The 23,269-nt window shown below is 71.4% G+C and carries 26 protein-coding genes; 12 read left to right on the forward strand and 14 right to left on the reverse strand.

All coding sequences use genetic code 11. From position 1 onward, the window contains the following. The first annotated feature begins 347 nt into the window (after positions 1 to 347). The 4 genes from ACH4U7_RS14440 to ACH4U7_RS14455 all read left to right on the forward strand — a co-directional run bounded on the left by ACH4U7_RS14440 (position 348) and on the right by ACH4U7_RS14455 (position 4,446). Positions 348 to 1,199, forward strand: coding sequence for a TIGR03619 family F420-dependent LLM class oxidoreductase (locus ACH4U7_RS14440; RefSeq protein ID WP_398528270.1), 852 nt, complete (start codon positions 348 to 350; stop codon positions 1,197 to 1,199). A 109-nt stretch (positions 1,200 to 1,308) separates the two neighbouring features. Further along, positions 1,309 to 1,920, forward strand: a complete 612-nt coding sequence (locus ACH4U7_RS14445) for a TetR family transcriptional regulator (protein ID WP_398528271.1) — start codon at positions 1,309 to 1,311, stop codon at positions 1,918 to 1,920. A gap of 111 nt (positions 1,921 to 2,031) precedes the next feature. After that, a complete protein-coding gene (locus ACH4U7_RS14450) occupies positions 2,032 to 3,486 on the forward strand; it encodes an FAD-dependent monooxygenase (RefSeq protein WP_398528272.1) in 1,455 nt (484 codons plus the stop codon). Between the two features lie 123 nt (positions 3,487 to 3,609). Beyond that, on the forward strand, positions 3,610 to 4,446 hold the full coding sequence (locus ACH4U7_RS14455) for an alpha/beta fold hydrolase (RefSeq protein WP_398528273.1): 837 nt from the start codon (positions 3,610 to 3,612) through the stop codon (positions 4,444 to 4,446). A 30-nt stretch (positions 4,447 to 4,476) separates the two neighbouring features. Here the strand turns inward: ACH4U7_RS14455 and ACH4U7_RS14460 are convergent, their stop codons facing one another. The 6 genes from ACH4U7_RS14460 to ACH4U7_RS14485 all read right to left on the reverse strand — a co-directional run bounded on the left by ACH4U7_RS14460 (position 4,477) and on the right by ACH4U7_RS14485 (position 6,486). Beyond that, entirely contained in the window at positions 4,477 to 4,863 is a 387-nt protein-coding gene (locus ACH4U7_RS14460) for a hypothetical protein (protein ID WP_398528274.1), read from the reverse strand. Positions 4,864 to 4,937: 74 nt separating this feature from the next. Then, positions 4,938 to 5,660 carry a DUF3558 family protein gene (locus ACH4U7_RS14465; protein ID WP_398528275.1) on the reverse strand — a complete coding sequence of 241 codons (723 nt, stop codon included), beginning with the start codon at positions 5,658 to 5,660 and terminating at the stop codon, positions 4,938 to 4,940. Between the two features lie 31 nt (positions 5,661 to 5,691). After that, positions 5,692 to 5,916, reverse strand: coding sequence for a hypothetical protein (locus ACH4U7_RS14470; protein WP_398528276.1), 225 nt, complete (start codon positions 5,914 to 5,916; stop codon positions 5,692 to 5,694). Then, a complete protein-coding gene (locus tag ACH4U7_RS14475; protein WP_398528277.1) occupies positions 5,913 to 6,083 on the reverse strand; it encodes a hypothetical protein in 171 nt (56 codons plus the stop codon). The genes ACH4U7_RS14470 and ACH4U7_RS14475 overlap by 4 nt, the downstream gene beginning before the upstream one ends. Before the next feature lie 20 nt (positions 6,084 to 6,103). After that, entirely contained in the window at positions 6,104 to 6,238 is a 135-nt protein-coding gene (locus ACH4U7_RS14480; protein ID WP_398528278.1) for a hypothetical protein, read from the reverse strand. Next, complete coding sequence (locus tag ACH4U7_RS14485) at positions 6,235 to 6,486, reverse strand: hypothetical protein (RefSeq protein WP_398528279.1); 252 nt, start codon at positions 6,484 to 6,486, stop codon at positions 6,235 to 6,237. The genes ACH4U7_RS14480 and ACH4U7_RS14485 overlap by 4 nt, the downstream gene beginning before the upstream one ends. A 268-nt stretch (positions 6,487 to 6,754) precedes the next feature. Here ACH4U7_RS14485 and ACH4U7_RS14490 point away from each other — a divergent pair, with 268 nt between their 5' ends. Together ACH4U7_RS14490 and ACH4U7_RS14495 are read left to right on the forward strand one after the other, a co-directional pair. Beyond that, positions 6,755 to 7,618, forward strand: a complete 864-nt coding sequence (locus tag ACH4U7_RS14490; RefSeq protein WP_398528280.1) for a helix-turn-helix domain-containing protein — start codon at positions 6,755 to 6,757, stop codon at positions 7,616 to 7,618. Positions 7,619 to 7,620: 2 nt separating this feature from the next. After that, positions 7,621 to 7,830 carry a DUF397 domain-containing protein gene (locus tag ACH4U7_RS14495; protein ID WP_398528281.1) on the forward strand — a complete coding sequence of 70 codons (210 nt, stop codon included), beginning with the start codon at positions 7,621 to 7,623 and terminating at the stop codon, positions 7,828 to 7,830. A 22-nt stretch (positions 7,831 to 7,852) separates the two neighbouring features. Here the strand turns inward: ACH4U7_RS14495 and ACH4U7_RS14500 are convergent, their stop codons facing one another. Continuing rightward, positions 7,853 to 9,451 (reverse strand): FadD3 family acyl-CoA ligase, encoded by a 1,599-nt coding sequence (locus tag ACH4U7_RS14500; protein WP_398528282.1) that lies wholly within the window; start codon positions 9,449 to 9,451, stop codon positions 7,853 to 7,855. A 111-nt stretch (positions 9,452 to 9,562) separates the two neighbouring features. Between ACH4U7_RS14500 and ACH4U7_RS14505 the strand changes: the two genes are divergently transcribed. Genes ACH4U7_RS14505 through ACH4U7_RS14515 form a run of 3 tightly spaced genes read left to right on the forward strand, consistent with a single transcriptional unit; the run spans position 9,563 to position 11,993 of the window. After that, complete coding sequence (locus tag ACH4U7_RS14505) at positions 9,563 to 10,714, forward strand: lipid-transfer protein (RefSeq protein ID WP_398528525.1); 1,152 nt, start codon at positions 9,563 to 9,565, stop codon at positions 10,712 to 10,714. 8 nt (positions 10,715 to 10,722) lie between these two features. Then, on the forward strand, positions 10,723 to 11,226 hold the full coding sequence (locus tag ACH4U7_RS14510) for a Zn-ribbon domain-containing OB-fold protein (RefSeq protein ID WP_398528283.1): 504 nt from the start codon (positions 10,723 to 10,725) through the stop codon (positions 11,224 to 11,226). Further along, the gene (locus ACH4U7_RS14515; RefSeq protein WP_398528284.1) at positions 11,223 to 11,993 is read left to right on the forward strand and encodes an enoyl-CoA hydratase/isomerase family protein; all 771 of its coding nucleotides are present in this window, start codon (positions 11,223 to 11,225) and stop codon (positions 11,991 to 11,993) included. The genes ACH4U7_RS14510 and ACH4U7_RS14515 overlap by 4 nt, the downstream gene beginning before the upstream one ends. Positions 11,994 to 12,063: 70 nt before the next feature. Here ACH4U7_RS14515 and ACH4U7_RS14520 read toward each other — a convergent pair whose 3' ends face one another. From ACH4U7_RS14520 to ACH4U7_RS14535, 4 genes are all read right to left on the reverse strand, one after another. After that, entirely contained in the window at positions 12,064 to 12,621 is a 558-nt protein-coding gene (locus ACH4U7_RS14520; RefSeq protein ID WP_398528285.1) for a hypothetical protein, read from the reverse strand. Positions 12,622 to 12,778: 157 nt separating this feature from the next. Continuing rightward, the gene (locus ACH4U7_RS14525) at positions 12,779 to 13,366 is read right to left on the reverse strand and encodes a hypothetical protein (protein WP_398528286.1); all 588 of its coding nucleotides are present in this window, start codon (positions 13,364 to 13,366) and stop codon (positions 12,779 to 12,781) included. A 116-nt stretch (positions 13,367 to 13,482) separates the two neighbouring features. Beyond that, on the reverse strand, positions 13,483 to 16,266 hold the full coding sequence (locus ACH4U7_RS14530) for a PQQ-binding-like beta-propeller repeat protein (RefSeq protein ID WP_398528287.1): 2,784 nt from the start codon (positions 16,264 to 16,266) through the stop codon (positions 13,483 to 13,485). Positions 16,267 to 16,461: 195 nt separating this feature from the next. Further along, the gene (locus tag ACH4U7_RS14535) at positions 16,462 to 17,358 is read right to left on the reverse strand and encodes a VOC family protein (RefSeq protein WP_398528288.1); all 897 of its coding nucleotides are present in this window, start codon (positions 17,356 to 17,358) and stop codon (positions 16,462 to 16,464) included. Positions 17,359 to 17,750: 392 nt separating this feature from the next. Between ACH4U7_RS14535 and ACH4U7_RS14540 the strand changes: the two genes are divergently transcribed. Then, positions 17,751 to 18,398: a TetR family transcriptional regulator gene (locus tag ACH4U7_RS14540; RefSeq protein ID WP_398528289.1), complete on the forward strand. Its 648-nt coding sequence runs from the start codon at positions 17,751 to 17,753 to the stop codon at positions 18,396 to 18,398. A gap of 290 nt (positions 18,399 to 18,688) precedes the next feature. On the opposite strand, the gene ACH4U7_RS14545 is transcribed toward ACH4U7_RS14540, so the two are convergent. Together ACH4U7_RS14545 and ACH4U7_RS14550 are read right to left on the reverse strand one after the other, a co-directional pair. Continuing rightward, a complete protein-coding gene (locus tag ACH4U7_RS14545) occupies positions 18,689 to 19,189 on the reverse strand; it encodes a nitroreductase family deazaflavin-dependent oxidoreductase (RefSeq protein ID WP_398528290.1) in 501 nt (166 codons plus the stop codon). Continuing rightward, on the reverse strand, positions 19,189 to 20,559 hold the full coding sequence (locus ACH4U7_RS14550; protein WP_398528291.1) for an acyl-CoA dehydrogenase family protein: 1,371 nt from the start codon (positions 20,557 to 20,559) through the stop codon (positions 19,189 to 19,191). Before ACH4U7_RS14550 ends, ACH4U7_RS14545 begins: the two co-directional genes overlap by 1 nt. A 151-nt stretch (positions 20,560 to 20,710) precedes the next feature. On the opposite strand from ACH4U7_RS14550, the gene ACH4U7_RS14555 reads away from it, so the two are divergent. Next, the gene (locus ACH4U7_RS14555; protein WP_398528292.1) at positions 20,711 to 21,892 is read left to right on the forward strand and encodes a thiolase C-terminal domain-containing protein; all 1,182 of its coding nucleotides are present in this window, start codon (positions 20,711 to 20,713) and stop codon (positions 21,890 to 21,892) included. A gap of 85 nt (positions 21,893 to 21,977) precedes the next feature. Beyond that, positions 21,978 to 22,679 (forward strand): pyridoxal 5'-phosphate synthase, encoded by a 702-nt coding sequence (locus ACH4U7_RS14560; RefSeq protein ID WP_398528526.1) that lies wholly within the window; start codon positions 21,978 to 21,980, stop codon positions 22,677 to 22,679. A gap of 64 nt (positions 22,680 to 22,743) precedes the next feature. On the opposite strand, the gene ACH4U7_RS14565 is transcribed toward ACH4U7_RS14560, so the two are convergent. Continuing rightward, positions 22,744 to 23,187 (reverse strand): hypothetical protein, encoded by a 444-nt coding sequence (locus ACH4U7_RS14565; protein ID WP_398528293.1) that lies wholly within the window; start codon positions 23,185 to 23,187, stop codon positions 22,744 to 22,746. Positions 23,188 to 23,269 lie beyond the last annotated feature (82 nt).

The following is a 23,269-nucleotide window of genomic DNA, read 5'->3' on the forward strand; positions in this document are numbered from 1 at the left end:
GATCTCAACCGGAAACCACGTGTCCGCCACCAGCGCATCAGGTCAGGTCGAGACCACAACGAATGTCGTCATGTCCACGCTCGAAGACCACTTCCCGGGGCCCGTCCCGAACTAAGGGCCTACACGCGCCAACCGGGGCCGGGCCAGAACCCGGCCCCTTCGCGTTACCCAGCCACGTCTGATTCCCGCCCTTGGCAAGATCAGGCCCGTTCGACGGGCTGCGATGGGCCGGATCACACGACCGCCACCTGTCCGAGTCGCGCATTGACCCTCGCATTGATGTCAGGCTCTACAAAGGCTCCGAAGGGCCGCCGCACCGGCCGCCCCGCACGCCAAGGAGCCCCGCCGTGCAACTCCACGTCATCCTGCCCGCCGAGTCGCCCGCGACCGACATCCACGAGCTGGCCGCCCTCGCCCAGGAGGCCGAGCGCCTCGGATACGACGGCATCTGGCTGCCCGATCATCTGCTGCCGCCCGGCCCGTACGGGCCGGAGAAGTACGGCGGCGTCTACGAGCCGCTGACCGCGCTCGCGTATCTCGCGGCGGTCACCCGCAGGGTCACCCTCGGCACCTCCGTCCTCATCCTGCCGCTGCGCGACCCGCTGCTCGTCGCCCGGCAGGCGGCGACGCTGGCGCGGATGAGCGGCGGCCGGTTCGTGCTGGGGGTGGGGGCCGGGTGGGAGGAGTACGAGTTCGACGCCGCCGGGGCGGACTTCGCGACCCGGGGCGCCCGGACGACCAGCGCGCTGCGGCTGATCCGGCAGCTGCACGAGAGCGGCGGCGGGCCGTACGAGGACGCATTCCACTCGTTCGACGAGCGCGCCGTCTTCCAGCCCGTACCCGAGCACCCCGTGCCGTTCCTCATCGGCGGCAACTCGAACGCCGCGCTGCGCCGGACCGCGCAAGTCGGCGACTGGTGGCAGGGGGTGGGGCTGAGTCCGCGGGAGTTCGCCGGGCACCGGGCGAGGCTGCGGGAGCTGAGCGGTGGGCGGGAGATCCGCGCGGGGGCACGGATCGGGTGGGACGACGACGGGCGCGATACCGGGAAGGCGCGCGAGGAGGTGCGCGAGGAGGTGGAGGCGTGGCGGGCCGTTGACGCGGACCATCTGGCCGTGTGGTTCGGATCCCCGGAGGGCGACGGCTTCCGTCGGCGGATGCGGGCACTGGCCGAGGCCGTGGGCCAGGGCGACCGGCACTGAGCGGGCGGGTGGTCCGGGCGCGAGGGCAGCCCCGCAAAAACTGCGGGGCACGCATCTTTTCGCGTCACGCATCTTTGCGTGCCGCGCAAGTTTCGCTATCCTTCTCGGCATGGGGTTGCGAGAGCGGAAGAAGGCCGAGACACGCGCGTCGCTCAGCTGGGCGGCGATCCGGCTGACCGTCGAGCGCGGGTTCGACAGCGTCAAGGTGGAGGACATCGCCGAGGCCGCGGGGGTCTCGCCGCGCACGTTCAACAACTACTTCTCCAGTAAGGGCGAGGCGATCGCCGCCCGCCATCTCGACCGGTGCCTGGGTATCGCGGAGGCGCTGCGCGAGCGCCCGGCGGAGCCGCTGTGGGACGCGGTCCTCCACTCCGTACTGCCGCAGTTCGAGCCCGACGCGGCGGTGGCCGCCCATCCCGTTCCCGACGCGGCGCAGTGGACGGCGGGGGTGCGCCTCATGCTCGCCGAACCGGTTCTGCAAGGCGAGATACTGCGGGCCGGGGCCATCGCCGAGGCCGAGATCACCGCGGCCGTCGCCGACCGCACCGGCATCGATCCGCAACAGGACCTGTATCCGCACCTCGTCGCGTCCGCGGTCATGGCCGCGACGAACGCGGCCATGGCACACCACCTCCGCACCGATCCACCGGTGCCGATGAGCCGTCTGCTCACGGACGCCTTCACCCTGATCGCGGCAGGGCTGCCCACCCCCACGCCCTAGGCATCCCTCTCCACGCGCAAAGCCCGGCGACCGACCGGGCCGATACCCCCTGCCCAAAAACCCGAAAGCCTCAAAACCCGAAAGCCCGAAAGCCCGAAAAGGACTCTGCTCATGATCGATGTTGTCATCGCGGGCGCCGGACCCAACGGCCTGATGCTCGCCTGCGAACTCGCCCTGGCCGGCATCCGCCCCCTCGTCCTGGAACGCCTCACCGAACCGTCCACCGAGCAGCGCGCGAACGGCATGGTCGGCCAGGTCGTGCGGGTACTCGACCGGCGTGGGCTGTACGAGCGGCTGACCTCGCCCGGCGCCACACCCGAGCCGGTGCCCAGTTTCGTGTTCGGCGCGTTTCCGCTCGAGCTGAGCGACCTGCCGGACAACTCCCTCTACACCTTGTCGGTGCCACAGCGCCGGATCGAGCAGATGCTCGCCGAGCGCGCCGCCGAACTGGGCGTCGAGATACGCCGCGACCACGAGGTCATCGGTCTGGCGCAGGACGAGAAGTCGGTGACGGTCGAACTGCGCGGGCGCGAGCCGATCGAAGCGGCGTTCCTGGTCGGCGCCGACGGCGGGCGCAGCGTGGTCCGCAAGACCACCGGGATCGGCTTCCCCGGTGTGACCGCCGACGACTCGGTGTCGCGTGTGGGACAGGTGAGCGTGGACCCGGGCACGGTCGGCGCCGACGGCGGCCTGGTCGTGCCCGGCTTCGGCGCCGTACCGCCGTTCCGGCATCTGCGCACCGAGCGCGGGCTGATCGCCTGGGCGCCGTTCCCGGGCCGCGATCCGCTGCTCAGCACGGTGGAGTGGGACCAGCCGGCCGAGGGTGAGGCTTCCCTCGACGAGCTGCGGGCCAGCGCCTCCCGGGTGCTCGGCACGGACGTACCGCTCGCCCCGCCGACCGGGCCGGGCCCGCATGTGATGAGGCGGCTGTTCGGCGGCAACACCCGCATCGCGGAACGCTACCGCGCGGGCCGCGTCTTCCTGCTCGGCGACGCCGCGCATGTGCACTCGGCGATCGGCGGCCCCGGGCTCAACATGGGCCTCCAGGACGCGGTGAACCTCGGCTGGAAGCTGGCCGCGGAGCTGCGCGGCCACGCACCCGACGGACTGCTGGACAGCTACGAGGCGGAACGAGCCCCGGTGGCGCGGCGCGTCGCCATGCACACCCAGGCGCAGTCGCTGCTGATCCGCCCGGGCGGCGAAGTGACGGCGCTGCGCGAACTGTTCGGCGAACTTCTCGCCCAGCCCACGACCCGGCAACACCTCGCGGATCTGATGTCCGGCGCGGACATCACCTATGACATGGGTCCGGCGACCGGGCCGCTCGTCGGCCGCTGGGCACCCGATCTGCCTGGCCTGCGCGAGGCGACGCGCACCGCCCGCCCCCTCCTCCTCGACCCCACCGGCACCCTCGACACGGGCCCCTGGGCGCCGCACGTCGACATCCTGACCATCCCGGAACTCGACACCGCGCTGCTGCTGCGCCCCGACTGCTACGTCGCCTGGCAGGGCACGACGGACGACGGTCTGCGCGATGCGCTGGGCAGGTGGTTCAGGGCGGCTTGAGCGATGAGGGCTGGGCGACGGCGGCGCGGCGTGGTCCCGCACGCACGAAAATTCCCCAGCACCCCAAACCTAGGGCTGTTAGGTTAAACCTAGACTCCCTAGGAAGAGAGGCGGGGCCCAGCCATGCCCAAGCCCACAACCGGCACCCTCGACGTCCCCGGCGCCACCCTCCACTACGAGACCCGCGGCCGCGGCCCCGTCCTCCTGCTGATCCCCGGCGGCGCCGCCGACGCCGGGCTGTACGAGGGCATGGCCCCCGACCTCGCCGCCCACCACACCGTCGTCTCCTACGACCCACGCGGCCTGTCCCGCAGCCCCCTCGACGGCCCGCTCACCGACCAGCGGGTCGACGTATGGAGCGACGACGCCCACCGGCTGCTCGAACTGCTCTCGCCCCACGAGAGCGCGTACGTACTCGGCTGCAGCTCAGGCGCCGTCGTCGCGCTCGACCTCCTAGCCCGCCACCCCGAGCGGCTGCGCCGGGTCGTCGCCCACGAGCCCCCGCTGATCGAGGTCCTGGACGACCCCGCCCCGCACCGCCGCCTCTTCGCCGAGGTGCGCGAGACGTTCCGCAGGGACGGGGTCGGCCCCGCGATGGCGCGGTTCAACGAGGGCCTGGGCGGACGGCCATCGGACCGGCCGACCGAACTTCCGCCCGAGATCCAGGAGATGGCCGCCCGCATGCACGCCAACCTCCCCGTCTTCCTGGAACACGTCCTGTGCCCGTTCACCGCGACCGTCCCCGACCTCGCCGCCCTACGCCCCGCCGCGGACCGGCTGATACTGGCGGCCGGCCGGGACTCCCGGGAACAGGAGCCGCTGTACGGGCCGGCCCGGCGGCTGGCACAGCTGCTCGGGCCCGGCGGCGAGGTCGTGGAATTCCCGGGCGGGCATGTGGGCGCCACGGAACACCCGAAGGAGTTCGCGGGGCAGCTCCTGGCGGTGCTCGACCGCGGCTGAGTCCCCTACCCGATCGCTGACGTCGAGCCTTCAGCCAATCCGTGCTCGAAGGCGTTCGCTGAGCACGACATCATGCGGCAACCGCTCCAGTTCCCGCGCGTCCACGCTCACACCGTGCCACGCGATGATCCCGGCCAGCGAGGCCCAGTGGTCGGCCGCCATCTGCTCACCGGTCTGGCCGTCGCCCGGCTCGTCCGGCCCGACCACCATCCGGGCGTCCCTCTCGACATCCTCGACCGAGATCAATTTCCGGACATCCACCGGGCCCCAAAGGCTCCAGCCTCGATCGTCGAGCAGGACCAGGCTGCGGCCATCCGCGAGTACGGCCACAAGCCGTGCCGACATCGACATCTGCCCTGCGCGCGTGGCACCGTCGTCCAGATCGACGTGCGTGACCAAGCCCGTCACACCAGTCATGCCGCCCCTCTCGGCCAGCCCGACCCGCCTGGCCCAAGCCGTTCCGCTGGACGGTCACGATACCCGGGACCCGGTCACCGGATATGGGTCAGAGCCGCGGCGGCGACCGACGCCCCTGCGGGACACGTTCCATCCTGCGATTCCCCGGGGTCCGGAATCGTCGTGGTGCCGATCAGGCGATTGACATCGTGCACCGCGACGAAGATGAAGCAGATTCCCTGGAATTCAGCCTGCACAGCCTTGTGCTTCCCCACCGGCACCTGCGTGACGCGCCCGTTCTTGGTCATGGTCCGCGCGTAGGACAGTGGTAGATCCAGTGCGAGGCTGACGTTCTGCCCCTCCAACTTCCACGCGCACGCGGCCCCGTGCTTACCGGCCTCCTGTTTCCCCCGGCCGCTGATTCCCAACGCGGCGAGGTCACGCTCATCGAGGGCAAGGCACGGCCGCGACGCCAGCTGCGCCTGGGTGTACTTGCTCGGTTGCGATGCGGCGGAGGGCGAGGACGTGGCGGAGGCGGAGGGCGAGGACGTGGCGGCGGACGAGGCCGAGGATGCTGGACGGGAGGACGACGGCCGCGGCGCGGCCTGCCTGCTCGAGCACCCGGCGCCGAGGAGGCTCACGGCAAGTACGAGCACCAGTCCGGCTTTTCCGTGGGGGTGCCTTCTCCGGGCTCGCTGATCACGATCGAATCGCGGCATACCGGCACGGTAGTGACGCCGCGCCGGGACCGGTCCGCGGACGTCTGCCCGCCCTGCCCCCACCCCCTTACAAAAAATCGTTTGATGAAGAGCAAGCATTTTTTTGCGAGGGGGTGGGGGGCAGGGGCCTCTATGCCGACGCCTCCTCCGGAAACTTGACGTTCCCGGCGTCGGTCATCCACTCCCGCCCGCCTGCAGCCGGACGCAGGAAGGCGACGCGGGGCCCCGCCATCCTGTGGTCGAAGACGAGATCGTCAACGTGACAGACGTCCTGGAGGACACCGACACGCCCGGTGGCGGCGTCGTACGCCCCCTGGCCCACCTTCGGACCCTTGTACGGCGTCGGCCGGCTCATACGGGTACCCCCCAACGGGCCGTACGGCTCGACGTTTCGTGGGACGGATGACGGCGGCGCAAGATCTCGTACGCGGTCGCCTGGCCGTAGTCCCCGTCCTGCTTGGCCTTCTCGCGCAACGCGGTGTACTCCCCGCACTTCGCGCAGTCTTGGATCCCAGCGGTCATGCCCCGCACCATCAACGACCTCACCGCCGCGTCCCTCGCTCCAGATGCTTACGGATCGCCTTGGCCAGAGCCTCCGCGCGCCGCTCCAACTCCTTGAGAGTGGGGCGCGGCCCGGAATCCCCCGGCGTCTCCTGTGGAGACGTCTCCGCGCTCACCTCGCCACCCCCAACGCCCGCTCCCGCTCGTACCGGACGACGTACAACCCCACAGGGTCGGCATCCCAGACAATCGGGAAGCGCTCGTGCTCCGCGCTGCGCCGCCCCCGGCCGGCCGCGCTCACAAGCCCTTTCAGTGCCCACTCCGCGAGGGTGCGTACGCCTGCACGAATTAGCTCTCGAACGTTTTTCGGAATGGTGGCGACGGAAACGCGCATGCGCTTCAGCCCGGTAATGACAGTGGCCATAAAACTGACTCCCATCACTGAGAAGTTGCTGGGCAGACGGGTTTCTTGGGCACAGAGATCGGCTGGCTTCAGCCGCCGCCCCGACCCGGCCCTCGGTCGCACAACTACTGTTCTGCACTTGCAACCTAACTTGCAAGCTAAAGTGCCGCTATCGTGAAAGTGGTACATGCCTCTGCGTCAACAGGGGCTGTTTCAGGGGGATCTGGGGATGACAGACTCGGCACAGCAGCGTGCCGAGGCCCTACAGAGGCACGTGGAGGGAACACAGATGGCCGCACGACGAGGTACTACGTTCCGCCGCCGGGAACTCGGTAAAGAGCTTCGCCGCCTGCGCGAGAAGACCGGCCTCACCATCCTGGAGGCGGCCAAGGGGCTCGGATGCTCGGAGGCCAAGCTCAGCCGAGTGGAGACGGGTAACAACAGCCTCCCTCGGGTTGCCGACATGGAGGCGCTGCTGGACCGCTACGGCATTACGGACATCGATGATCGACAGACCCTGCTGACACTTCACCGCGACTCGCTCACCAGGGATTGGTGGACCCCTTACCGCAACGTTTTGCCATCGGGCCTGCACACATTCATTGGACTGGAGATGGACGCCCGTGCGATGCGCGCTTGGAATGCGCAGGTCGTCTTCGGGCTGTTGCAGACCGAGAACTACGCGCGTGCGATGTTCATGACCGCGAAGCCCGTTGAGGAGACGACAACGGCGTTCGTAGAGGACAACACGCGCGTACGCATGGAACGCAAGCAAGTCATCACGCGCCAGGACGACCCGCTTGAACTTCGGGTCGTCCTCGACGAGTCGGCGCTGCGCCGAGTCATCGGTGGCCCGGAGATCATGCGGGAGCAGTACGAGACCATCGCCGAGTTGTGCAGTCTCGACAACGTGACCGTCCAAGTCCTGCCACAGTCCCTTGCCACGTACAGGGCAGAAGACAACTTCATCGTTCTCGATTTCGACGGCGGCCTCGACTCAGTCGTCGTACTCGACAACAGCACCAACAGCTACACCGACAAGAATGGTGAGGCCTGGAAACACAACCGCCGCTTCGATGCCATGCGCGAGGGCGCACTACCTCCGACGGAAACGCCTCGCTTCCTCAAAGAACTAGCACGAGAGTTGGTATAGCCATGAACGTCCGTAAAGAAGCCACCTGGTTCAAGTCGTCCTACAGCGGCCAAGAGCCGAGCGCCTGCGTGGAGATCGCTGACCTGACCACCGCGGTCGGCGTCCGCGACTCGAAAGACAAGACCCGCCCCGCCCTCCTCATACCCCCCGCCGCATGGGCCGAGTTCGTGAGCGGCGTCCGTACGGGGCGGATCGGCGGCCCCGCCGAGTAGGCCAGGGCCAGGGCGAAGGCGATCAGCCAAGCCGCGGACCGCGCGAGCGCAGGTGCGTCTTGAGCACCTTCCCGCTCGCGTTCCGCGGCAGCTCCATCAGGAACTCCACCTGCCGGGGCACCTTGTAGTTGGCCATCTCCCGCCGTGACCAGGCGATCAGATCGTCCGCCGTCAGCGTCGCCCCCGCGCGCCGTACCGCGTACGCCTTCCCCACCTCGCCGAGCCGCGGGTCCGGGATGCCGATGACCGCGACATCGGCGATATCGGGGTGGCGGGCGATCAGCTGCTCGATCTCCGCCGGGTACGCGTTGAAGCCGCCCACGACGAACATGTCCTTGATGCGGTCGGTGATCCGCAGATTGCCGTCGGGGTCCATGACGCCGACGTCGCCCGTGCGCAGCCAGCCGTCCGGGGTGATGGCCCGGGCCGTGGCGACGGGGTCCTCGAAGTAGCCGCGGGTGATGTGATATCCGCGGACCCAGACCTCACCCGGCTGCCCCGGCGGGAGCTCCGCGCCGCCGGCGCCGACGACCATGATCTCGGTGTCGGGGATGGCGCGGCCGGAGGTGGCGGAGACGACCTCGGGCGGGTCGCCGCGGCGGCACATGGTGACGGTGCCGGAGGCCTCGCTGAGGCCGTAGGCGGTCAGGACGGTGGCGACGCGGAGTTCGCTGCGGAGCCGTTCGACCAGTTCCAGGGGGACGACGGCGGCGCCTGTGATGACCAGGCGCAGGGTGGACAGGTCGTGCGCGGCGCGGGCCGGGTGGTCGAGGAGGGACTGGTACAGGGTGGGCGGGCCGGGGAGGACGGTGATGCGCTCGGCGGCGATGTTGGCGAGGGCGGTTTCCACGTTGAAGACGGGCTGCGGGACCATCGTCGCGCCGCGCGTCAGACAGGCGATGATGCCCGCTTTGTAGCCGAAGGTGTGGAAGAACGGGTTGACGATGAGGTAGCGGTCGCCCTCCGTGAGGCCCGTGACCTCGCTCCAGCTGGTGTAGACGCGCACGGTCTGGGCGTGGGTGATCACGACGCCCTTGGGGTTGCCGGTGGTGCCCGAGGTGAAGGTGATGTCGGAGGGGTCGCCGGGGCGTACGGCGGCGGCTCGGGCGCGTACCGCCTCGGAGGAGATGCGCTCGCCCGCCGCCAGGAAGTCCTTCCAGGCGCGGAAGTCGGCGGGGGCGTCGTCGGCCAGGACGACCACTTCGCGTAGGTACGGCAGACCGGGCAGCGGGCCGCGGCCCGGCCCCTCCCCGGCCGCGCGGCGCAGCGAGGCCACGTACGAGGTGCCGAGGAAGGTGCCGGTGACGAAGAGGTGGGTGGCGCGGGTGCGCCGCAGGACGTACGCCGCCTCCGCGCCCTTGAAGCGGGTGTTGACGGGGACGAGCACCCCGCCCGCCGTGACCGCGCCCAGCGCCGCCACGATCCAGTCGAGGGTGTTGGGCGCCCAGATCGCGATCCGGTCGCCCGCCTCGACGCCCGAGGCGAGGCACGCCGCCGCGGCCCGCTCCACGCGCTCGCCGAGCTCCGCGTACGAGATCCGGGTGCGGCCCTCGACGGCCGCCTCGGTGTCGCCGTAACGCTCCACCGCCGCCCGTACCAGCGCCGGGATGGTCTCGCGCATCGGGTCACCTCCCGCAGTACCGGTCCGCGTAGCTGACTGTCCGTCAGATTAGCGGTAGCCTTCCCCGCTGTCAGCATCGATGCGCCAATGAACGCGACCACGGAGGTGGCGATGGGGGCGACCTTGAAAGACGCGACCGCGATAGCCGGCATCGGCCAGACCCCGTTCGCCAAACGCCTCCCCGAATCCGAGAAGACCCTGGCCTGCCGGGCGATCCTCGCCGCGCTCGACGACGCGGGGATCGCCCCGTCCGAGGTGGACGCCTTCGCCTCGTACACCATGGAGGAGACGGACGAGGTCGAGGTCGCCAAGGCCATCGGCGCCGGGGATGTGACCTTTTTCAGCAAGGTCGGCTACGGCGGTGGCGGCTCCTGCGCGACCGTCGCGCATCTGGCCGCCGCGATCACCACCGGCCAGGCGAGCGTCGGGGTGGCCTGGCGCTCGCGTAAACGCGGCAGCGGCCCGCGGCCGTGGACGAACACCCGCGTACAGCTGCCGACCCCCGCGCAGTGGACCCGGCCGTACGGGCTGCTGCGGCCCGCCGACGAGATCGGCCTGCTGGCCCGCCGCTATATGCATGAGTACGGCGCCACCCGCGACCACTTCTTCAACGTCGCGCTGGCCTGCCGCAACCGGGCCAACCAGAACCCGGCCGCGATGATGTACGAGCGGCCGCTGACCCGGGAGATGTATATGACGGCCCGCTGGATCAGCGAGCCGCTGTGCCTGTTCGACAACTGCCTGGAGACCGACGGCGCGCTGGCCTGCGTAATCGTCTCCGCCGAGCGGGCCCGCGACTGCCGGCGCCCGCCCGTGTACATCCACTCCGTGGCCCAGGGGCTGCCCGCCCAGCACCACGGGATGGTCAACTACTGGAACGACGACCCGCTCACCGGGCCCGCCTGGACCGCCGCCCGCCAGCTGTGGAAGTCGGCCGACTTCGGGCCGCAGGACGTGGACGTGGCGCAGATCTACGACGCCTTCACCCCCCTGATCCCGCTGTCGCTGGAGGGCTACGGCTTCTGCGCGCGCGGCGAAGGGGCCGCGTTCACCGAGGGGGGCGCGCTGGAGATCGGCGGGCGGCTGCCGCTCAACACCGGCGGGGGCGGCCTCAGTGAGGCGTACGTGCACGGTTTCAACCTCATCACCGAGGGAGTCAGACAGCTGCGCGGGACCAGCACCGCGCAGGTGCCGGACGCCGCGACCTGCCTGGTCACGGCGGGTGAGGGGGTACCCACCTCCGCTCTGCTGCTGAGGAGTTGATCGAGGAGATGACACAGTCCGGTATCCGGGACGGCTCCGGTGGCGCGGAGGAAGACCGGCGCGCAGACGGGCGCGCGGACGGGCTGCTCGCGCCCGTGGCCGACGACGACGGGGCGCCCTTCTTCGGCTACGCGGCGCGCGGCGAGCTGCGCGTCCAGACCTGCGCCGACTGCGCCGAGCCCCGCTTCCCGCCCCGCCCCTGCTGTCCGCACTGCCAGTCCTTCGACAGCGAGTGGATCCGGACCAGCGGCCGTGGCCGGATCTGGTCGTACGTCGTACCGCATCCGCCGCTGCTGCCCGCGTACGCCGCCCAGGCGCCGTACAACGTGATCCTCGTCGAGCTCGTGGACGCCCCGCGCATCCGGCTGGTGGGCAATCTGGTCACCGCCGCCGACGCCGCGCTCGACTCGGTCGACCCGGCGCGGATCCGCATCAACGCCCCGGTGCGGGCGGTCTTCCACCAGGCGGCGGGCGGTGTCGCGGTGGTGCGCTGGGTCCTGGAGCGGCCATGACGGTGCGTACGGAGGTCAGGGAAGGCGGCGTCGCGGTCGTCACGCTCGACCGGCCCGAGCGGCACAACGCCATCGACCTGGAGACGGCCGCGGAGCTGGCAGCCGTCTGGCGGAGCTTCCGGATGGACGATTCGGTGCGGGCCGTGGTGCTCACCGGGGCGGGCGACCAGGCGTTCTGCACCGGTCTCGACCGCGCGGTGCGGGTGCCACAACCCTCGTCGCCGTATTCGGTCGACGATCCGCTGGTGAGCATCGGCCCGAAGGCGAACGACCTGTGGAAGCCGGTCGTCGCCGCGGTGGGCGGAATGGCCTGCGGCGGGGCGTTCTACCTGCTGGGAGAGTCGGAGTTCATCGTCGCGGCCGAGCACGCCACGTTCTTCGACCCGCACACCAGCTACGGCATGGTCAGCGCCTACGAGGCGGTCTACATGGCGCAGCGGATGCCCGTCGGGGAGGTCGCGCGGATGGCGCTGATGGGCACCGCGGAACGGGTCACGGCCCGGCGGGCCCATGAGATCGGCCTGGTGAGCGAGGTGACCCCGGCCGGCGCCGACCCGGTCGCCGCCGCCTTGCGCGCGGCCGCCGTCATCGCGTCGTATCCGTCAGCGGCGGTGCAGGGGACGGTACGGGCGGTGTGGGCGGCCAAGGAGGCGGCGCTGACTCAGGCGCTGGCGCACGCCCCGCAGTTGATCGCGCTGGGGAATCTGCCACCGGAGCGCCAGGCCGGGCTCTTCGCGGCCCGGACTCCGGGATTCCGTACGCGCTGAGGGGCGCCGGCCGGGGTACGTTTGCTCAGTTCGCTCAGTTCGCTCAGTTCGCTCAGTTCGCGCAGCTCGCTCAGCTCGGCACCTTGATCACCGAGTCGACGGTGCAGGTGAAGGACGTCTGCTCGGTGAGGTAGCGGTAGGCGGTGGCGGTGACCGTCTGGGAGCTGCCGCCCGCTACGTAGACGGACTGGTAGTCGATGCCGAGCTGGCTGGAGCTGGAGGAGTCGGCCCACTTGACGCTGATCGAGTAACGCATGGCCTGCGTCTCGGGGTTCCTGACACTGAGCGTGTACTGGAACTCGTGCGTGGACTCGTCGTAGTCGCAGTCGCTGGCGGAGACGTCGTACCTGCCGTCCGAGTTGTAAGTGGGCGACGGGGTGTAGCTGTACGAGGGCGACGGGGTGTACGACGGCAGGTCGGAGGGGGTGTACGACGGGAGGCCCGACGGCAGATCCGTGGGCAGGTCGGTGGGCAGATCGGTCGGGAGGCCGCTGGGGCTGGACAGCGGCTCGTTGCCGCCGCTGCCGCCGCCGGAGACGAAGCCGCCGGACCCGCTGCTGTGCCTGCCCTTCTTGCCGCAACCGGTCAGGGCCAGCAGCCCGATCGCGGCGACGGCGACAAGGCGCATGGAGCGGCGATGCATGAATTACCCCCGTTGGAAAGACACATTCAGGCCGACACCGGGCCGTTGACGAGTACACGCCACCCTAGTGAAGGCGGCTCCCTACCCCAAAGTCACTTCAGGAAGGGTTCTGCCCCGGCCAACCTGGCCCGCCCCGGCCCGTTCAGTCGACGGAGACGACCTCACACGTCACTACGGTTCCCACAACCCCAGGATCATCCAGAGGAACTTTCACGGTCTTCGTCTGCTTCGCGGCGAAGCGCGCGTACGCGCTGCCCGAGGTCACCTTCGAGTCCTTGTCGCGGAAGTCCATGGTGACGATGTACGTCTGAGACCTGTCGGTCTGGTTGGTCACCTTCACGGTCGCGGCCGGCTCGCCGTTCTTGTCCTTGCCGGCGCACTTGACGACGGCCACGGCCGGCGCAAGCTCCCCCGGCTTGGAGGAGGAGCCGGACGACGAACCGCTGCTCGACGAGGAGTCGTTGTCGTCGTAGCGGTCGTGGTAGCGGTAGCCACCGGAACCCGAACCGGAGGAGCCGGAGTCTGAGTCGTAGTCGTCGGAGCTGGAGCCGGGGTCGGAGTAACCGCCGGAGCCGGAGCCGGAACTGGAGCTGGAGTGGCTCGAGTTGGAGCTGGAGCAGCCGCCCCCGCCGCCCGAGCCGTGCCGTCCGTGCCCCCGGCTCTTGAAGCCGGTCAACGCCACCAGCACCACCGCGAGTACGGCCGTCAGCCGCAGACCACGCCGCATCATGTGTTCAGCCCCCGATTCCCCGTCGACCTTCCCGGCCCCCACCGGGTCCGGGCAGCGCCCGCCACCGTAGCAGGAGCTGTCAGGTACACGACGGACTACCCTGGCCTACCCCTGGCCTACCCCTGGCGCGCCGACGCCCGCGACTGGCCGGTGCCCTTGACCGCGTCCAGCGCGTAGACACAGCGGTCCTTGCTGCACGCGTACACCACGCCGCCCGCGGCCACCGGCGAGCCCGTGATCTCGCCGCCCGTCGCGAGCTTCCACCGCAGCTGTCCGCCCGCCGCGTCCACCGTGTAGAGGCAGTGGTCGGCCGAGCCGAAGTGGACCCGGCCGTCCGCGACGACCGGGGAGCCGATGACCTCGCCGCCCGCCGCGAAGCGCCACTTGGGCGTGCCGGTGACCGCGTCCAGCGTGTACAGCGCGGAGCCGCTGCCCAGATGCACCGACCCGTCCGCCACCAGCACCGGCTCGATCGACTGACGCGCCTCGGTGGCGATCCGCCAGCGGTCGCGGCCGTTCGCCGCGTCCAGGGCGTAGACCGTGCCGAGGTAGTCGGCGATGTACACGCCGCCGCCCGTCACCGCGGGCCCCGGCGCGTACGCGGGGGCGCACAGGAAGACGGCGGGCGCCTCGAAGCGCCACCGCACCTCCCCGCGCTCGATGTCGATCGCCAGCACGCGCGTGCCCGCCGCCACGTACACACACCCGTCGGGGGCCGACAGCAGCCGCACCGGGACCCCGCCGCAGGACGCCGCGTCGCCGATCGGGTACGACCAGCGCTCCACGCCCGTACGCGCCTCCAGGGCGCGCAGCCGCGCGTCCGCCCAGACGAAGACCGTACCGTCGTAAATGGCCGGCCCCGACTCGGGCGTCTCGAAGTCGGTCTGGACGCCCTGCATCTCCCACAGCAGCTCGCCGTTCGCGGCCTCCCATGCCTGGACGCCGCCGCCGCGGGTGCCGGTCACCACCGTGCCGCGGTCGACCTTGAGGGAGTAGACCCAGCCGTCCGTGGACAGCCGCCATCGCTCGGCGCCGTCCTCCGCGTCCAGCGCGTACAGCGTCGGGCCGTCCGAGGCGTGGATCCGGCCGTTCGAGACGGCCATGGCCCAGGCCACGTCGCGGGTCTTGAACTGGCGCCGCCCCGTGGCCACATCCAGCGCGTGGACCTCGAAGGACGTCACGTACAGCAGCTCGCCCGCGACGGCCGGAGTACCCCATACGTCGTTCGACATACGGAACCGCCAGGGGCGCCAGCGGCCGTGCGCCCCGCCCCCGCCGGGGGCCTCGGAGGCGTCCGGGGAGGGGGCCGAGGTGGGCGGGGACGACGGTGGCGGAACGGCGCCGGTCACGATGGAGCCCTCGCCTCCGTTCCCGCCGCCGGTCAGGCCGGTCGGCGGGCGCACCCAGCCGGTGGCGGGGCCCGTCTCATGCTGCGGCTGCGGCTCACGCCCGTCGGTGGCCCGGCGGCCGGGGCCGATGGGCACCTTGGAGCCGGGCAGCCGGACCGACGCGTCGGCTCCGATGGGCGCCGGGCCCGTGGCACCCGCGGGACGCCCCGTAGGACCTGTCGGGCCGGCGGCTACGCCGGGGCCGGTGGGGCCGCCGGGGCCTGTGGGGCCGCCGGGTCCTGTGGGGCCTTGGACGGAGGGCGGCGCGGCCTGGGAGCCCGGCGGGCCCGCCGCCGCGGGCGCGGCGTGGCGCCCGGGGCCGATGGCGCTCATCGGGCCCGGCGGATGCGGCGGATGCGCCGGGTTCCCCATATCGGTGCGCAGCCCGCCGCGCGGGTCGCCCGCGGGCATGGGTTCCCAGCCGGAGGCGCCGGCGGGCGCGCTGTGCCGTCCGCGCCCCGCGCCCGGTCCGTGCGCCGAGTCGTACCCCGGCGTGGGCGGGCGCTCCGGCGGCAGCGGCGCGGACGGCCGGCTCGCACCGCCACCGCCACCACCGCTCGCGCCATCGCCGCCATGGCGGCCGTCCGCACCACGCGCGGGGCGCGCGATCTGGTTCCGCCCGTTGCGCTTGCGTTCGATCAGCGCCACCGCGCCGGCCGGCAGCCAGGCCGAGGCCGTACCGCTGTCCTCGGCGTTGGAGGCGAACAGATGCGGGGCCAGTTGCGACTGCAGATCGGCCGGGGTGGGCCTGCGCTCTGGCTCCATCTGCATACAGGACTCGATGAGCGGCCGCAGTTCGTCCGGCAGACCGGTCAGATCCGGGCCCTCGCGCAGCAGCATGAACACGGTCTCGACCGGGTTGGCGCCATGGAACGGGGCGTGGCCGGTCGCCGCGAAGGTCAGCGTCGAACCGAGCGAGAAGATGTCGCTCGCGCCCGTCACGCTGCGCGAGTCACGCGCCTGCTCGGGCGACATATAGGCCGGGGTGCCCACGGCCACGTTGGTCATCGTCAGCCGGGTGTTCGAGACCCCGGACGCGATACCGAAGTCGATTACTCGCGGGCCGTCCTCGACGACCAGCACGTTCGACGGTTTCAGATCCCGGTGGACCAGACCCGCGCCGTGGATGGACTGCAGCGCCTCGGCGACCCCGGCCGCCAGCCAGCGGACCGCCTGGGCCGGCATCGGCCCGCACTCATTGACTATCTCCTCGAGGGAGGGAGCCGGGACGTACGCGGTGGCCAGCCACGGCACCGCGGCCCGCGGATCGGCGTCCACGACGGCGGCCGTGTAGAAGCCGCTGACCGCGCGCGCCGCCTCCACCTCGCGGGTGAAGCGAACACGGAACAGCTGATCCTCGGCGAGCTCGGTCCGCACCGTTTTGATCGCGACCCGCCGGCCGGACGCCGAGCGGGCCAGATAGACCAGCCCCATACCGCCCGCGCCAAGCCGGCCGAGCACCTCAAACGGTCCGATACGCCTCGGATCGTGCTGCGTCAGCTGCTCCACCACTTGCCTGCCACCTCCCCGTGGGGCTTGAAAAAATACAGCCCCGCTGCAGCGTCTCACCGACAAACCAACCGGCGGCACGCAACCTGCATTCTCTCTGGCGAAGGCGGCGGTTGCGAACCCGGGGGCGATTTCGTCGTGTCACCTGGCGGCGCCCGGCCGACCTCCACTTTGCCGTACGCCGGGCTCCCGGCCCCGCTACGCTCCGCTTTCCGTGCGCGAAGACCCCGCCCCCGAGGTGTCGACGACGGCGAAGTGCGCGCCCTGATTGTCCGCAAGCGCCACGAAACGCCCGTACGGCGTATCTTCGGGGTCATTGAGCAGGCGCCCGCCGAGCGCGTGCGCCCTCCGCGCGACTTCGTCACAATTCGCTACCACGAAGTAGGTGAGGAAGTGCGCGGGCATCTCGGCCGGAAATCTGTCGCCCATGGTGGCGCGGGCGCCGATCGCGTGCCCGGGCTCCGCGGGCTTCCCGCGCGGCGTCCAGAACACGATGTCGGCCTCCTGCCGCCGCCCATCCACCCCTGCCCCTCCACTCGGCCCCCTCTCCTCGCCCGGCCTCTCGCCCTCACCCGGCTGCCCGCCCAACTCCCTTTCCTTCCCCAGACGCACCGTCCCGTATCCGAAGACCGCCCGGTAAAAGGCGTCCACACGCTCCGGATCCCGGGTACGGAGCTCGATCCAGCCGTACGAGCCCGGGGTGCCGCGCTCCTCGAAACCGGGGTGGCTGCCCGCCTGCCAGACGCCGAAGACCGCGCCCCCGGGGTCCACGGCCGTCACCATGACGCCGAAGTCCCCGATCGGCATGGGCTCGGTGATCAGCTGACCACCGGCGGCGCGGATGCGCGCGGCGGTGGCGGCGGCGTCCTGGGCGGCGAAGTAGATGTTCCAGACAGTCGGCATCCGACCGTCCGGCTTGGCGGCGAGGGCGGCGACGTTCCGCCCGCCGTGGAACGCCTGGGTGTAGTGGCCGTAGCGCGGCTCGCCCGCCCCGAAGGTCCAGCCGAACAGCTCGCCGTAGAAGCGCTTGCCCGCCTCCAGGTCGGGGAGCATCGCGTCCACCCAGCAGGGCACGCCTTCCGCGAATGCGGCCATGGTTCCGGTCCTCCCGCACGAATGCCCCACTACGCCACACACAAAGCTCTTTGCGTCATTCGCCACGCTAACGGTTCATCGCCGGTAAAGCCCGATTCGAGACGCGGGCATGGGGCTTGATTCGGGCGCATCCCCAGGGTCTATTTCAGGCCGCTCGCCGATTCCCCAGCCTGCACCGCTGTCGCTCTGTCCACCGAAGTTATCCACAGGCTGTTGATAATATGAATCACACGAACGGGTTAGTCGTCCGCGGACGGCCGAGAAGCCGCCCAGACGGGCCTCGATGAGTCGTTGTCCCTGATCAGCGCGGCCTCAGGAGTCCCAAGCCGAGCACGGTCCCCATTTGCACGCAGCCGAATCGCGCTTCGATCACCCCTCGGTAAGCTGACGTCATGACAGGACAAGTACGCACCGTCGACGGGCGGGTCGCCGGTCGCCGCGGGCAGGCGACGCGGCAGAAGCTGCTCGACTGCCTCAGCGAGATGCTCAGCACATCCCCGTACCGAGACGTCAAGGTCATCGATGTCGCGCGCAAGGCCGGCACCTCGCCCGCGACGTTCTACCAGTACTTCCCCGATGTCGAGGGCGCCGTCCTCGAGATCGCGGAGGAGATGGCGAAGGAGGGCGCGGGCCTGACCGACTTGGTCGCCGGGCGCTCGTGGGCCGGAAAATCCGGCGCACAGGCCGCGGAAGAGCTCGTCGAGGGCTTCCTCTCCTTCTGGCGCAAACACGACGCCATCCTGCGGGTTGTCGATCTTGGCGCGGCGGAGGGGGACAAGCGGTTCTACAAGATCCGCATGAAGATCCTCAACGCCGTCACCAATTCCCTGACCGACGCCGTCAAGGAGCTCCAGACCAAGGGCCGGTACGACAAGGACGTCAGCCCGGCGGCCGTCGCGGGCTCGATCGTCGCGATGCTGGCCGCGGTCGCCGCCCACCAGAAGGGCTTCCAGAGCTGGGGCGTCAAGCAGGCCGAGCTCAGGCCCGCCCTCACCCTTCTGATCCACCTCGGCATCACGGGCAGGAAGCCGCCCAAGTAGGCCGAGTAACACGCACCGCGCGCGTCGGCGTCGCGAGCGCCCGGGCCCCGACCCTTCGGGCCCGCCATCGCTCGCCCACCGCAGCGGGCCGGTCGGCTCGGGGGTCCCGCACGTCCTGTCACCCCCCACGGCGAACCCCCGACCCACCGGCCCTACGCGCCCTGGCCCACCACCCCTGCGCGCCGTGACCCACGCGCCGTGACCCACTGGCCTTACGCGCCGTCCGATCCCTCCCCGTCCTGTGTCGGCGTCACGCGGAACGAGCCGGCCTCACGCGGAACGTGTCGGCGTCACGCGGAACGTGTCGGCGTCACGCGGAACAGGCGGATCTGACGCTCCACCCGCGCCTGGTACGTCGCGTACGGCGGCCAGAAGCGGAGCGCCGCCGCCCAGGCCGCCTCCCGCTCCTCACCCGTCAGCAGCCGCGCCCGGACCGCGATGTCGCGGCCCTTCCAGCTGATCTCCGCGTCCGGATGGGCCAGCAGATTCGCGGTCCAGGCAGGGTGGCCCGGCCGGCCGAAGTTGCTGCCGATCAGCAGCCAGGTGCCGCCGTCCTCCGGCATACAGGCCAGCGGAGTGCGGCGCGGCAGACCGCTTCTCGCACCCGTCGTCGTGAGGATCACGCCGGGCAGCATCCGGGCGCTGGGCAGCACCTTGCCGCGCGTCAGCCGGTGCACGGCGCGGTCGAGCGCCGGGACGATATGCGGCGCGACCTTCGCGAAGGCTCGGCCCGACGACACCTTCTGGATCAGCCGGACTCCGTAGCCCGGACGCGTTGTGGGCGACTCCATCACACCGCCACCGCCTTCCGGGCCCGGTGCCCGTCGGTGCTCGCGGTCGCGGTTGCGCTCGCCGCGTCCGGCTCCGCGAACAGCCCTTCCCGCTCGGCCGCGCGCGCCCGCAGCCGGTGCACCGGGCCGAAGAGCAGCTCGTCCGAGGCGGCCCGCTTGAAGTAGAGGTGCGCGTCGTGCTCCCAGGTGAAGCCGACACCGCCGTGCAACTGCACCGCCTCCCCCGCGGCCGTACGCTGCGCCTCCAACGCCTGCGCGAGCGCGAGCCCGCTCGCGACGGCCGCCCCTGCCTCGGCACCCGGGCCCGCGCCTGACTCGTGCGCCGCCGCGGACCGCCCCACGGCCCACGCCGCGTAGTACGCCGCCGACCGCGCCGCCTCGACCTTCACGTACACCTCCGCCAGCCGGTGCTTGACCGCCTGGAACGACCCGATCGACCGGCCGAACTGCATCCGCGTCCGCACGTACTCGACCGTCCGCTCCAGCGCCGCGTCCGCCGCCCCCACCGCCTCGGCGGCGAGCGCGGCCGCCGCCGTCGTCCCCAGCCGCGCCAGCGCGCCCACCACCTCCACGCCCTCCGCGCCCTCCGCGCCCTCCGCGCCCAGCGGCTCGGCCGGTACGTCCCGCAGCTCGATCCGGCCCTGCGGCCGCGTCTCGTCCAGCGCGGTCAGCCTCGTCCGGACCAGGCCGAGCGCCCCGGTCCGGACGAGGAAGAGCAGCGTCCGGCCGCACGTATAGCCGCCCGTGCGGGCGGCGACGAGCAGCAGCCCCGCGGTGTGCCCGTCGAGGACCTGGTCGACCTGCCCGTAAAGCCGCCAGCCCCCGCCCGGCCCGCCGCTCCCCCCGTCCCCACTGCCCCGGCTCTCCCGGCTCTCCCGGCCCTCCCGGCTCTCCCGCGCCTGGACGCCCCCCGCGCGCCCGCCGCCCGCCCAGCCGCCGCCGTCCTCGTCCCCGCCCGTCAGGCCGAGCGCCCTGGTCAGCTCCCCGCCGGGCACGGCGAGCGACGCCGTGAGCTCGCCGCCCGCGATACGTGGCAGCAGCTCGGCGCGCTGCGCGCCCGTCCCAAGCCGGTCGATGAGGGGCGCGGCGAGCACCGAGGTGGCCGTCAGCGGGGACGGGAGCAGCGCGCGCCCGGTCTCCTCGCAGGCGAGGGCCAGCTCGGTGGGCCCACAGCCGACGCCCCCGGCTTCTCGGGGGAGAGCGAGGCCGGGCAGCCCGAGCTGTCGCGCAAGCAGCCGCCACAGCGCTTCGTCATGGCCCGGCGCGGTGCGGACCGCCGCCTTGACCTCGTCGGGGCCGCACCGCTCCCGCAGCAGTCTGCGCAGCGTACGGCGGATCTCGACCTGTTCATCGGTGAACGCGGCGTCCATCGCAAGCACCTCCGTCTCTGACGGTCCGTCATATTAGGGACGAGGTGCACACTTTCCCACCCCTACACACGGTCTCCCTCGCAATCTGCCCCACCCTCCCCTCCTCCGGCCGTGCCCCCACCCCTCACACATCTGATGTACCGTCAGATTCATGCCCGCAGCGAAGTGCAAGCGCGCCCGCAAGGTCGCCGTCGTCGGTGTCTCCCTCTCCGACTGCGGCCGCGTCGACAGCGCGACCCCCTACGCCCTCCACGCCCAGGCCGCCCGCCGCGCCCTCGCCGACTCCGGCCTCGACCGGTCGGCGGTCGACGGCCTCGCGTCGGCCGGGCTCGGCACGCTGGCCCCGGTCGAGGTGGCCGAGTATCTGGGCCTGCGTCCCACCTGGACCGACTCGACGTCCGTCGGCGGCTCCACCTGGGAGGTCATGACGGCCCACGCGGCGGACGCGATCGCCGCGGGCCACGCTCGCGCCGTCCTCCTGGTCTACGGCTCCACCGCCCGCGCCGACATCCGCGCGGGCCGCCGTACCTCCAACCTCTCCTTCGGGGCGCGCGGACCGCTCCAGTTCGAGGTCCCGTACGGCCACACCCTGGTCGCCAAGTACGCGATGGCCGCGCGCCGCCATATGCACCAGTACGGCACGACCCTCGAACAGCTCGCGGACATCGCCGTCCAGGCGCGCGCCAACGCCGCGCACAACCCGGACGCGATGTTCCGCGCCCCGATCACGGTGGACGAGGTGCTGAGCGGCCCGATGATCGCCGATCCCTTCACCAAGCTGCACTGCTGCATCCGCTCCGACGGCGGCTGCGCCGTGCTGCTCGCGGGCGAGGAGTACGTACCGGAGACGGCGAAGCCCCCCGTGTGGGTGCTGGGTTCGGGCACCGCGATCTCCCACACCACCATGTCGGAGTGGGACGACTTCACCGTCTCGCCCGCCGCGCTCTCCGGGCGGCAGGCCTTCGGGCGGGCCGGGGTACGGCCGTCGGACATCGACGTGGCCGAGCTCTACGACGCGTTCACCTATATGACGCTGGTGACCCTGGAGGACCTGGGCTTCTGCGCGAAGGGCGAGGGCGGGGCGTTCGCCGGCAAGGGGCGGCTGACGCTTGCGGGCGACCTGCCGACGAACACGGACGGCGGCGGGCTCTCCGCCTGCCACCCCGGTATGCGCGGGCTGTTCCTGCTGGTGGAGGCCGTACGCCAGCTGCGCGGCGAGGCGGGTGAGCGGCAGGTCCGCAAGGCGGGCGGGCGGCTGCCGGAGCTGGCCGTGGCGTCGGGGACGGGCGGCTGGTTCTGCTCGTCGGGGACGGTGGTGCTCGGGCGCGACTGAGGGCGCCCCGCAAGCGTTCCGCTCGCCCCCGTGTCACCCTGGCTCACTCGGGAACGAGAAGAAGGCAGGGGAGCCGATGGACCCGATGCATGGAACCGGCGACGAGGCCGCCGAGGAATTCCGTGAGCTGCTGCACGGGCTGCGCGTACACGACGCCGGCGAGCTGCCCGCCTTCGACCCGGGACAGGCTCCGGACGAGCCGCTGTCGCTCTTCCGACGGTGGCTGCGCGAGGCCGCCGAGGCGGGCGTGCCGGGCCCGCACACCATGATGTTGGCCACCGCCGACGCGGATGGCCGCCCCTCCGCGCGTACGGTGATGCTGCACGACGTGGACGCGCGCGGCTGGCACTTCGGCACCCACCGCACCAGCCGCAAGGGCCGTGAGCTGGCCGCGCAGCCGTACGCGGCGCTGGGGTTCCACTGGACCGCGGTGGGTCGGCAGGTGCGGATCGGCGGGCGGGTCACGGCGGCCGGCCCCGAGGAGAGCGCGGCGGATCTGCACGGGCGCTCACCGGCGGCGCTGACGGCCGCGCTGGCCGGGGGCGGGCGGCAGAGCGAGGTCCTGGGCTCGTACGAGGAGTTGGAGCGGGCCTTCGAGTCGGCGCGGGAGCGGGTGGAGCGGGAGCCGGACGCGACGGCGCCGAGCTGGACGCTGTATGTACTGGCCGCGGACGAGGTGGAGTTCTACCAGGAGGAGGAGCACCGTCGGCACGTACGGCTGCGCTACCGCCGCGCGGCCGAGGAGGACGAGGGCGGGGGGTGGCGGCGCGAGTTGCTGTGGCCGTGAGAGGCGGGGCGGGGCGGTGCCGGCCCGGGCTCGGGATGCCGGTCCGGCACCGCCCGCTGCCCGGTCAGGAACTGTTGCGCCGCGATCCGGTGCCGTGACGGGTGGGCTCTTGGCCGTCGATGGACCTGCCGTCGAGCACGTAGACGGTAGTGTTGCTGCACTTGGTGGACACACCACCGTTGGAGGCGGCAGCGCTGCCACCCGCGCCACCGGTGAAGGTCCCCTCCAGAGTGGCTGTGTTCGCCTGGCCGATCTCGGCGCTGTTGCTACCTCCGTTTGACGTTGACTGCTCGACCGAAGCGTCATTGCTCTGGTCCACGGATCCGGCGAGGCCACCGGCGCCGCCGTTGGCCACCGACGTGGAATACGACTTGCAGATGTTGTTGTTTTCGCTTTTGTTGCCGTACAGCCCAGGGTATGGAACGTCGGCCCAAGCCGTTCCCGTGCCCACGGCGAGCAGCGCGCCAGTGGTCGCGGACAGAGCCGACAACATCTTGCTGAAGGTCATGAGCCCTCTCAAGGCAGAAACTGAAGTTGCCGGGCTAACGAGCCTTCCCTCATGAGTGTGTCGATGTCCGGTACGGCTTCAG

It is taken from the genome of Streptomyces sp. NPDC020845, assembly GCF_044334165.1.
Lineage (GTDB): Bacteria > Actinomycetota > Actinomycetes > Streptomycetales > Streptomycetaceae > Streptomyces.

What these genes read in the sequence shown, in the direction of transcription:
- ACH4U7_RS14545 (WP_398528290.1), bottom strand. Translation starts at nt 19,189, where the DNA reads ATGGAGTCGCCCACAACGCGTCCGGGCTACGGAGTCCGGCTGATCCAG.
- ACH4U7_RS14550 (WP_398528291.1), bottom strand. Translation starts at nt 20,559, where the DNA reads ATGGACGCCGCGTTCACCGATGAACAGGTCGAGATCCGCCGTACGCTG.
- ACH4U7_RS14525 (WP_398528286.1), bottom strand. Translation starts at nt 13,366, where the DNA reads ATGATGCGGCGTGGTCTGCGGCTGACGGCCGTACTCGCGGTGGTGCTG.
- ACH4U7_RS14450 (WP_398528272.1), top strand. Translation starts at nt 2,032, where the DNA reads ATGATCGATGTTGTCATCGCGGGCGCCGGACCCAACGGCCTGATGCTC.
- ACH4U7_RS14535 (WP_398528288.1), bottom strand. Translation starts at nt 17,358, where the DNA reads ATGGCCGCATTCGCGGAAGGCGTGCCCTGCTGGGTGGACGCGATGCTC.
- ACH4U7_RS14510 (WP_398528283.1), top strand. Translation starts at nt 10,723, where the DNA reads ATGACACAGTCCGGTATCCGGGACGGCTCCGGTGGCGCGGAGGAAGAC.
- ACH4U7_RS14505 (WP_398528525.1), top strand. Translation starts at nt 9,563, where the DNA reads ATGGGGGCGACCTTGAAAGACGCGACCGCGATAGCCGGCATCGGCCAG.
- ACH4U7_RS14470 (WP_398528276.1), bottom strand. Translation starts at nt 5,916, where the DNA reads ATGAGCCGGCCGACGCCGTACAAGGGTCCGAAGGTGGGCCAGGGGGCG.
- ACH4U7_RS14460 (WP_398528274.1), bottom strand. Translation starts at nt 4,863, where the DNA reads ATGACTGGTGTGACGGGCTTGGTCACGCACGTCGATCTGGACGACGGT.
- ACH4U7_RS14465 (WP_398528275.1), bottom strand. Translation starts at nt 5,660, where the DNA reads ATGCTTGCTCTTCATCAAACGATTTTTTGTAAGGGGGTGGGGGCAGGG.
- ACH4U7_RS14475 (WP_398528277.1), bottom strand. Translation starts at nt 6,083, where the DNA reads ATGACCGCTGGGATCCAAGACTGCGCGAAGTGCGGGGAGTACACCGCG.
- ACH4U7_RS14445 (WP_398528271.1), top strand. Translation starts at nt 1,309, where the DNA reads ATGGGGTTGCGAGAGCGGAAGAAGGCCGAGACACGCGCGTCGCTCAGC.
- ACH4U7_RS14500 (WP_398528282.1), bottom strand. Translation starts at nt 9,451, where the DNA reads ATGCGCGAGACCATCCCGGCGCTGGTACGGGCGGCGGTGGAGCGTTAC.
- ACH4U7_RS14495 (WP_398528281.1), top strand. Translation starts at nt 7,621, where the DNA reads ATGAACGTCCGTAAAGAAGCCACCTGGTTCAAGTCGTCCTACAGCGGC.
- ACH4U7_RS14540 (WP_398528289.1), top strand. Translation starts at nt 17,751, where the DNA reads ATGACAGGACAAGTACGCACCGTCGACGGGCGGGTCGCCGGTCGCCGC.
- ACH4U7_RS14555 (WP_398528292.1), top strand. Translation starts at nt 20,711, where the DNA reads ATGCCCGCAGCGAAGTGCAAGCGCGCCCGCAAGGTCGCCGTCGTCGGT.
- ACH4U7_RS14515 (WP_398528284.1), top strand. Translation starts at nt 11,223, where the DNA reads ATGACGGTGCGTACGGAGGTCAGGGAAGGCGGCGTCGCGGTCGTCACG.
- ACH4U7_RS14565 (WP_398528293.1), bottom strand. Translation starts at nt 23,187, where the DNA reads ATGACCTTCAGCAAGATGTTGTCGGCTCTGTCCGCGACCACTGGCGCG.
- ACH4U7_RS14520 (WP_398528285.1), bottom strand. Translation starts at nt 12,621, where the DNA reads ATGCGCCTTGTCGCCGTCGCCGCGATCGGGCTGCTGGCCCTGACCGGT.
- ACH4U7_RS14455 (WP_398528273.1), top strand. Translation starts at nt 3,610, where the DNA reads ATGCCCAAGCCCACAACCGGCACCCTCGACGTCCCCGGCGCCACCCTC.
- ACH4U7_RS14560 (WP_398528526.1), top strand. Translation starts at nt 21,978, where the DNA reads ATGCATGGAACCGGCGACGAGGCCGCCGAGGAATTCCGTGAGCTGCTG.
- ACH4U7_RS14485 (WP_398528279.1), bottom strand. Translation starts at nt 6,486, where the DNA reads ATGGCCACTGTCATTACCGGGCTGAAGCGCATGCGCGTTTCCGTCGCC.
- ACH4U7_RS14490 (WP_398528280.1), top strand. Translation starts at nt 6,755, where the DNA reads ATGGCCGCACGACGAGGTACTACGTTCCGCCGCCGGGAACTCGGTAAA.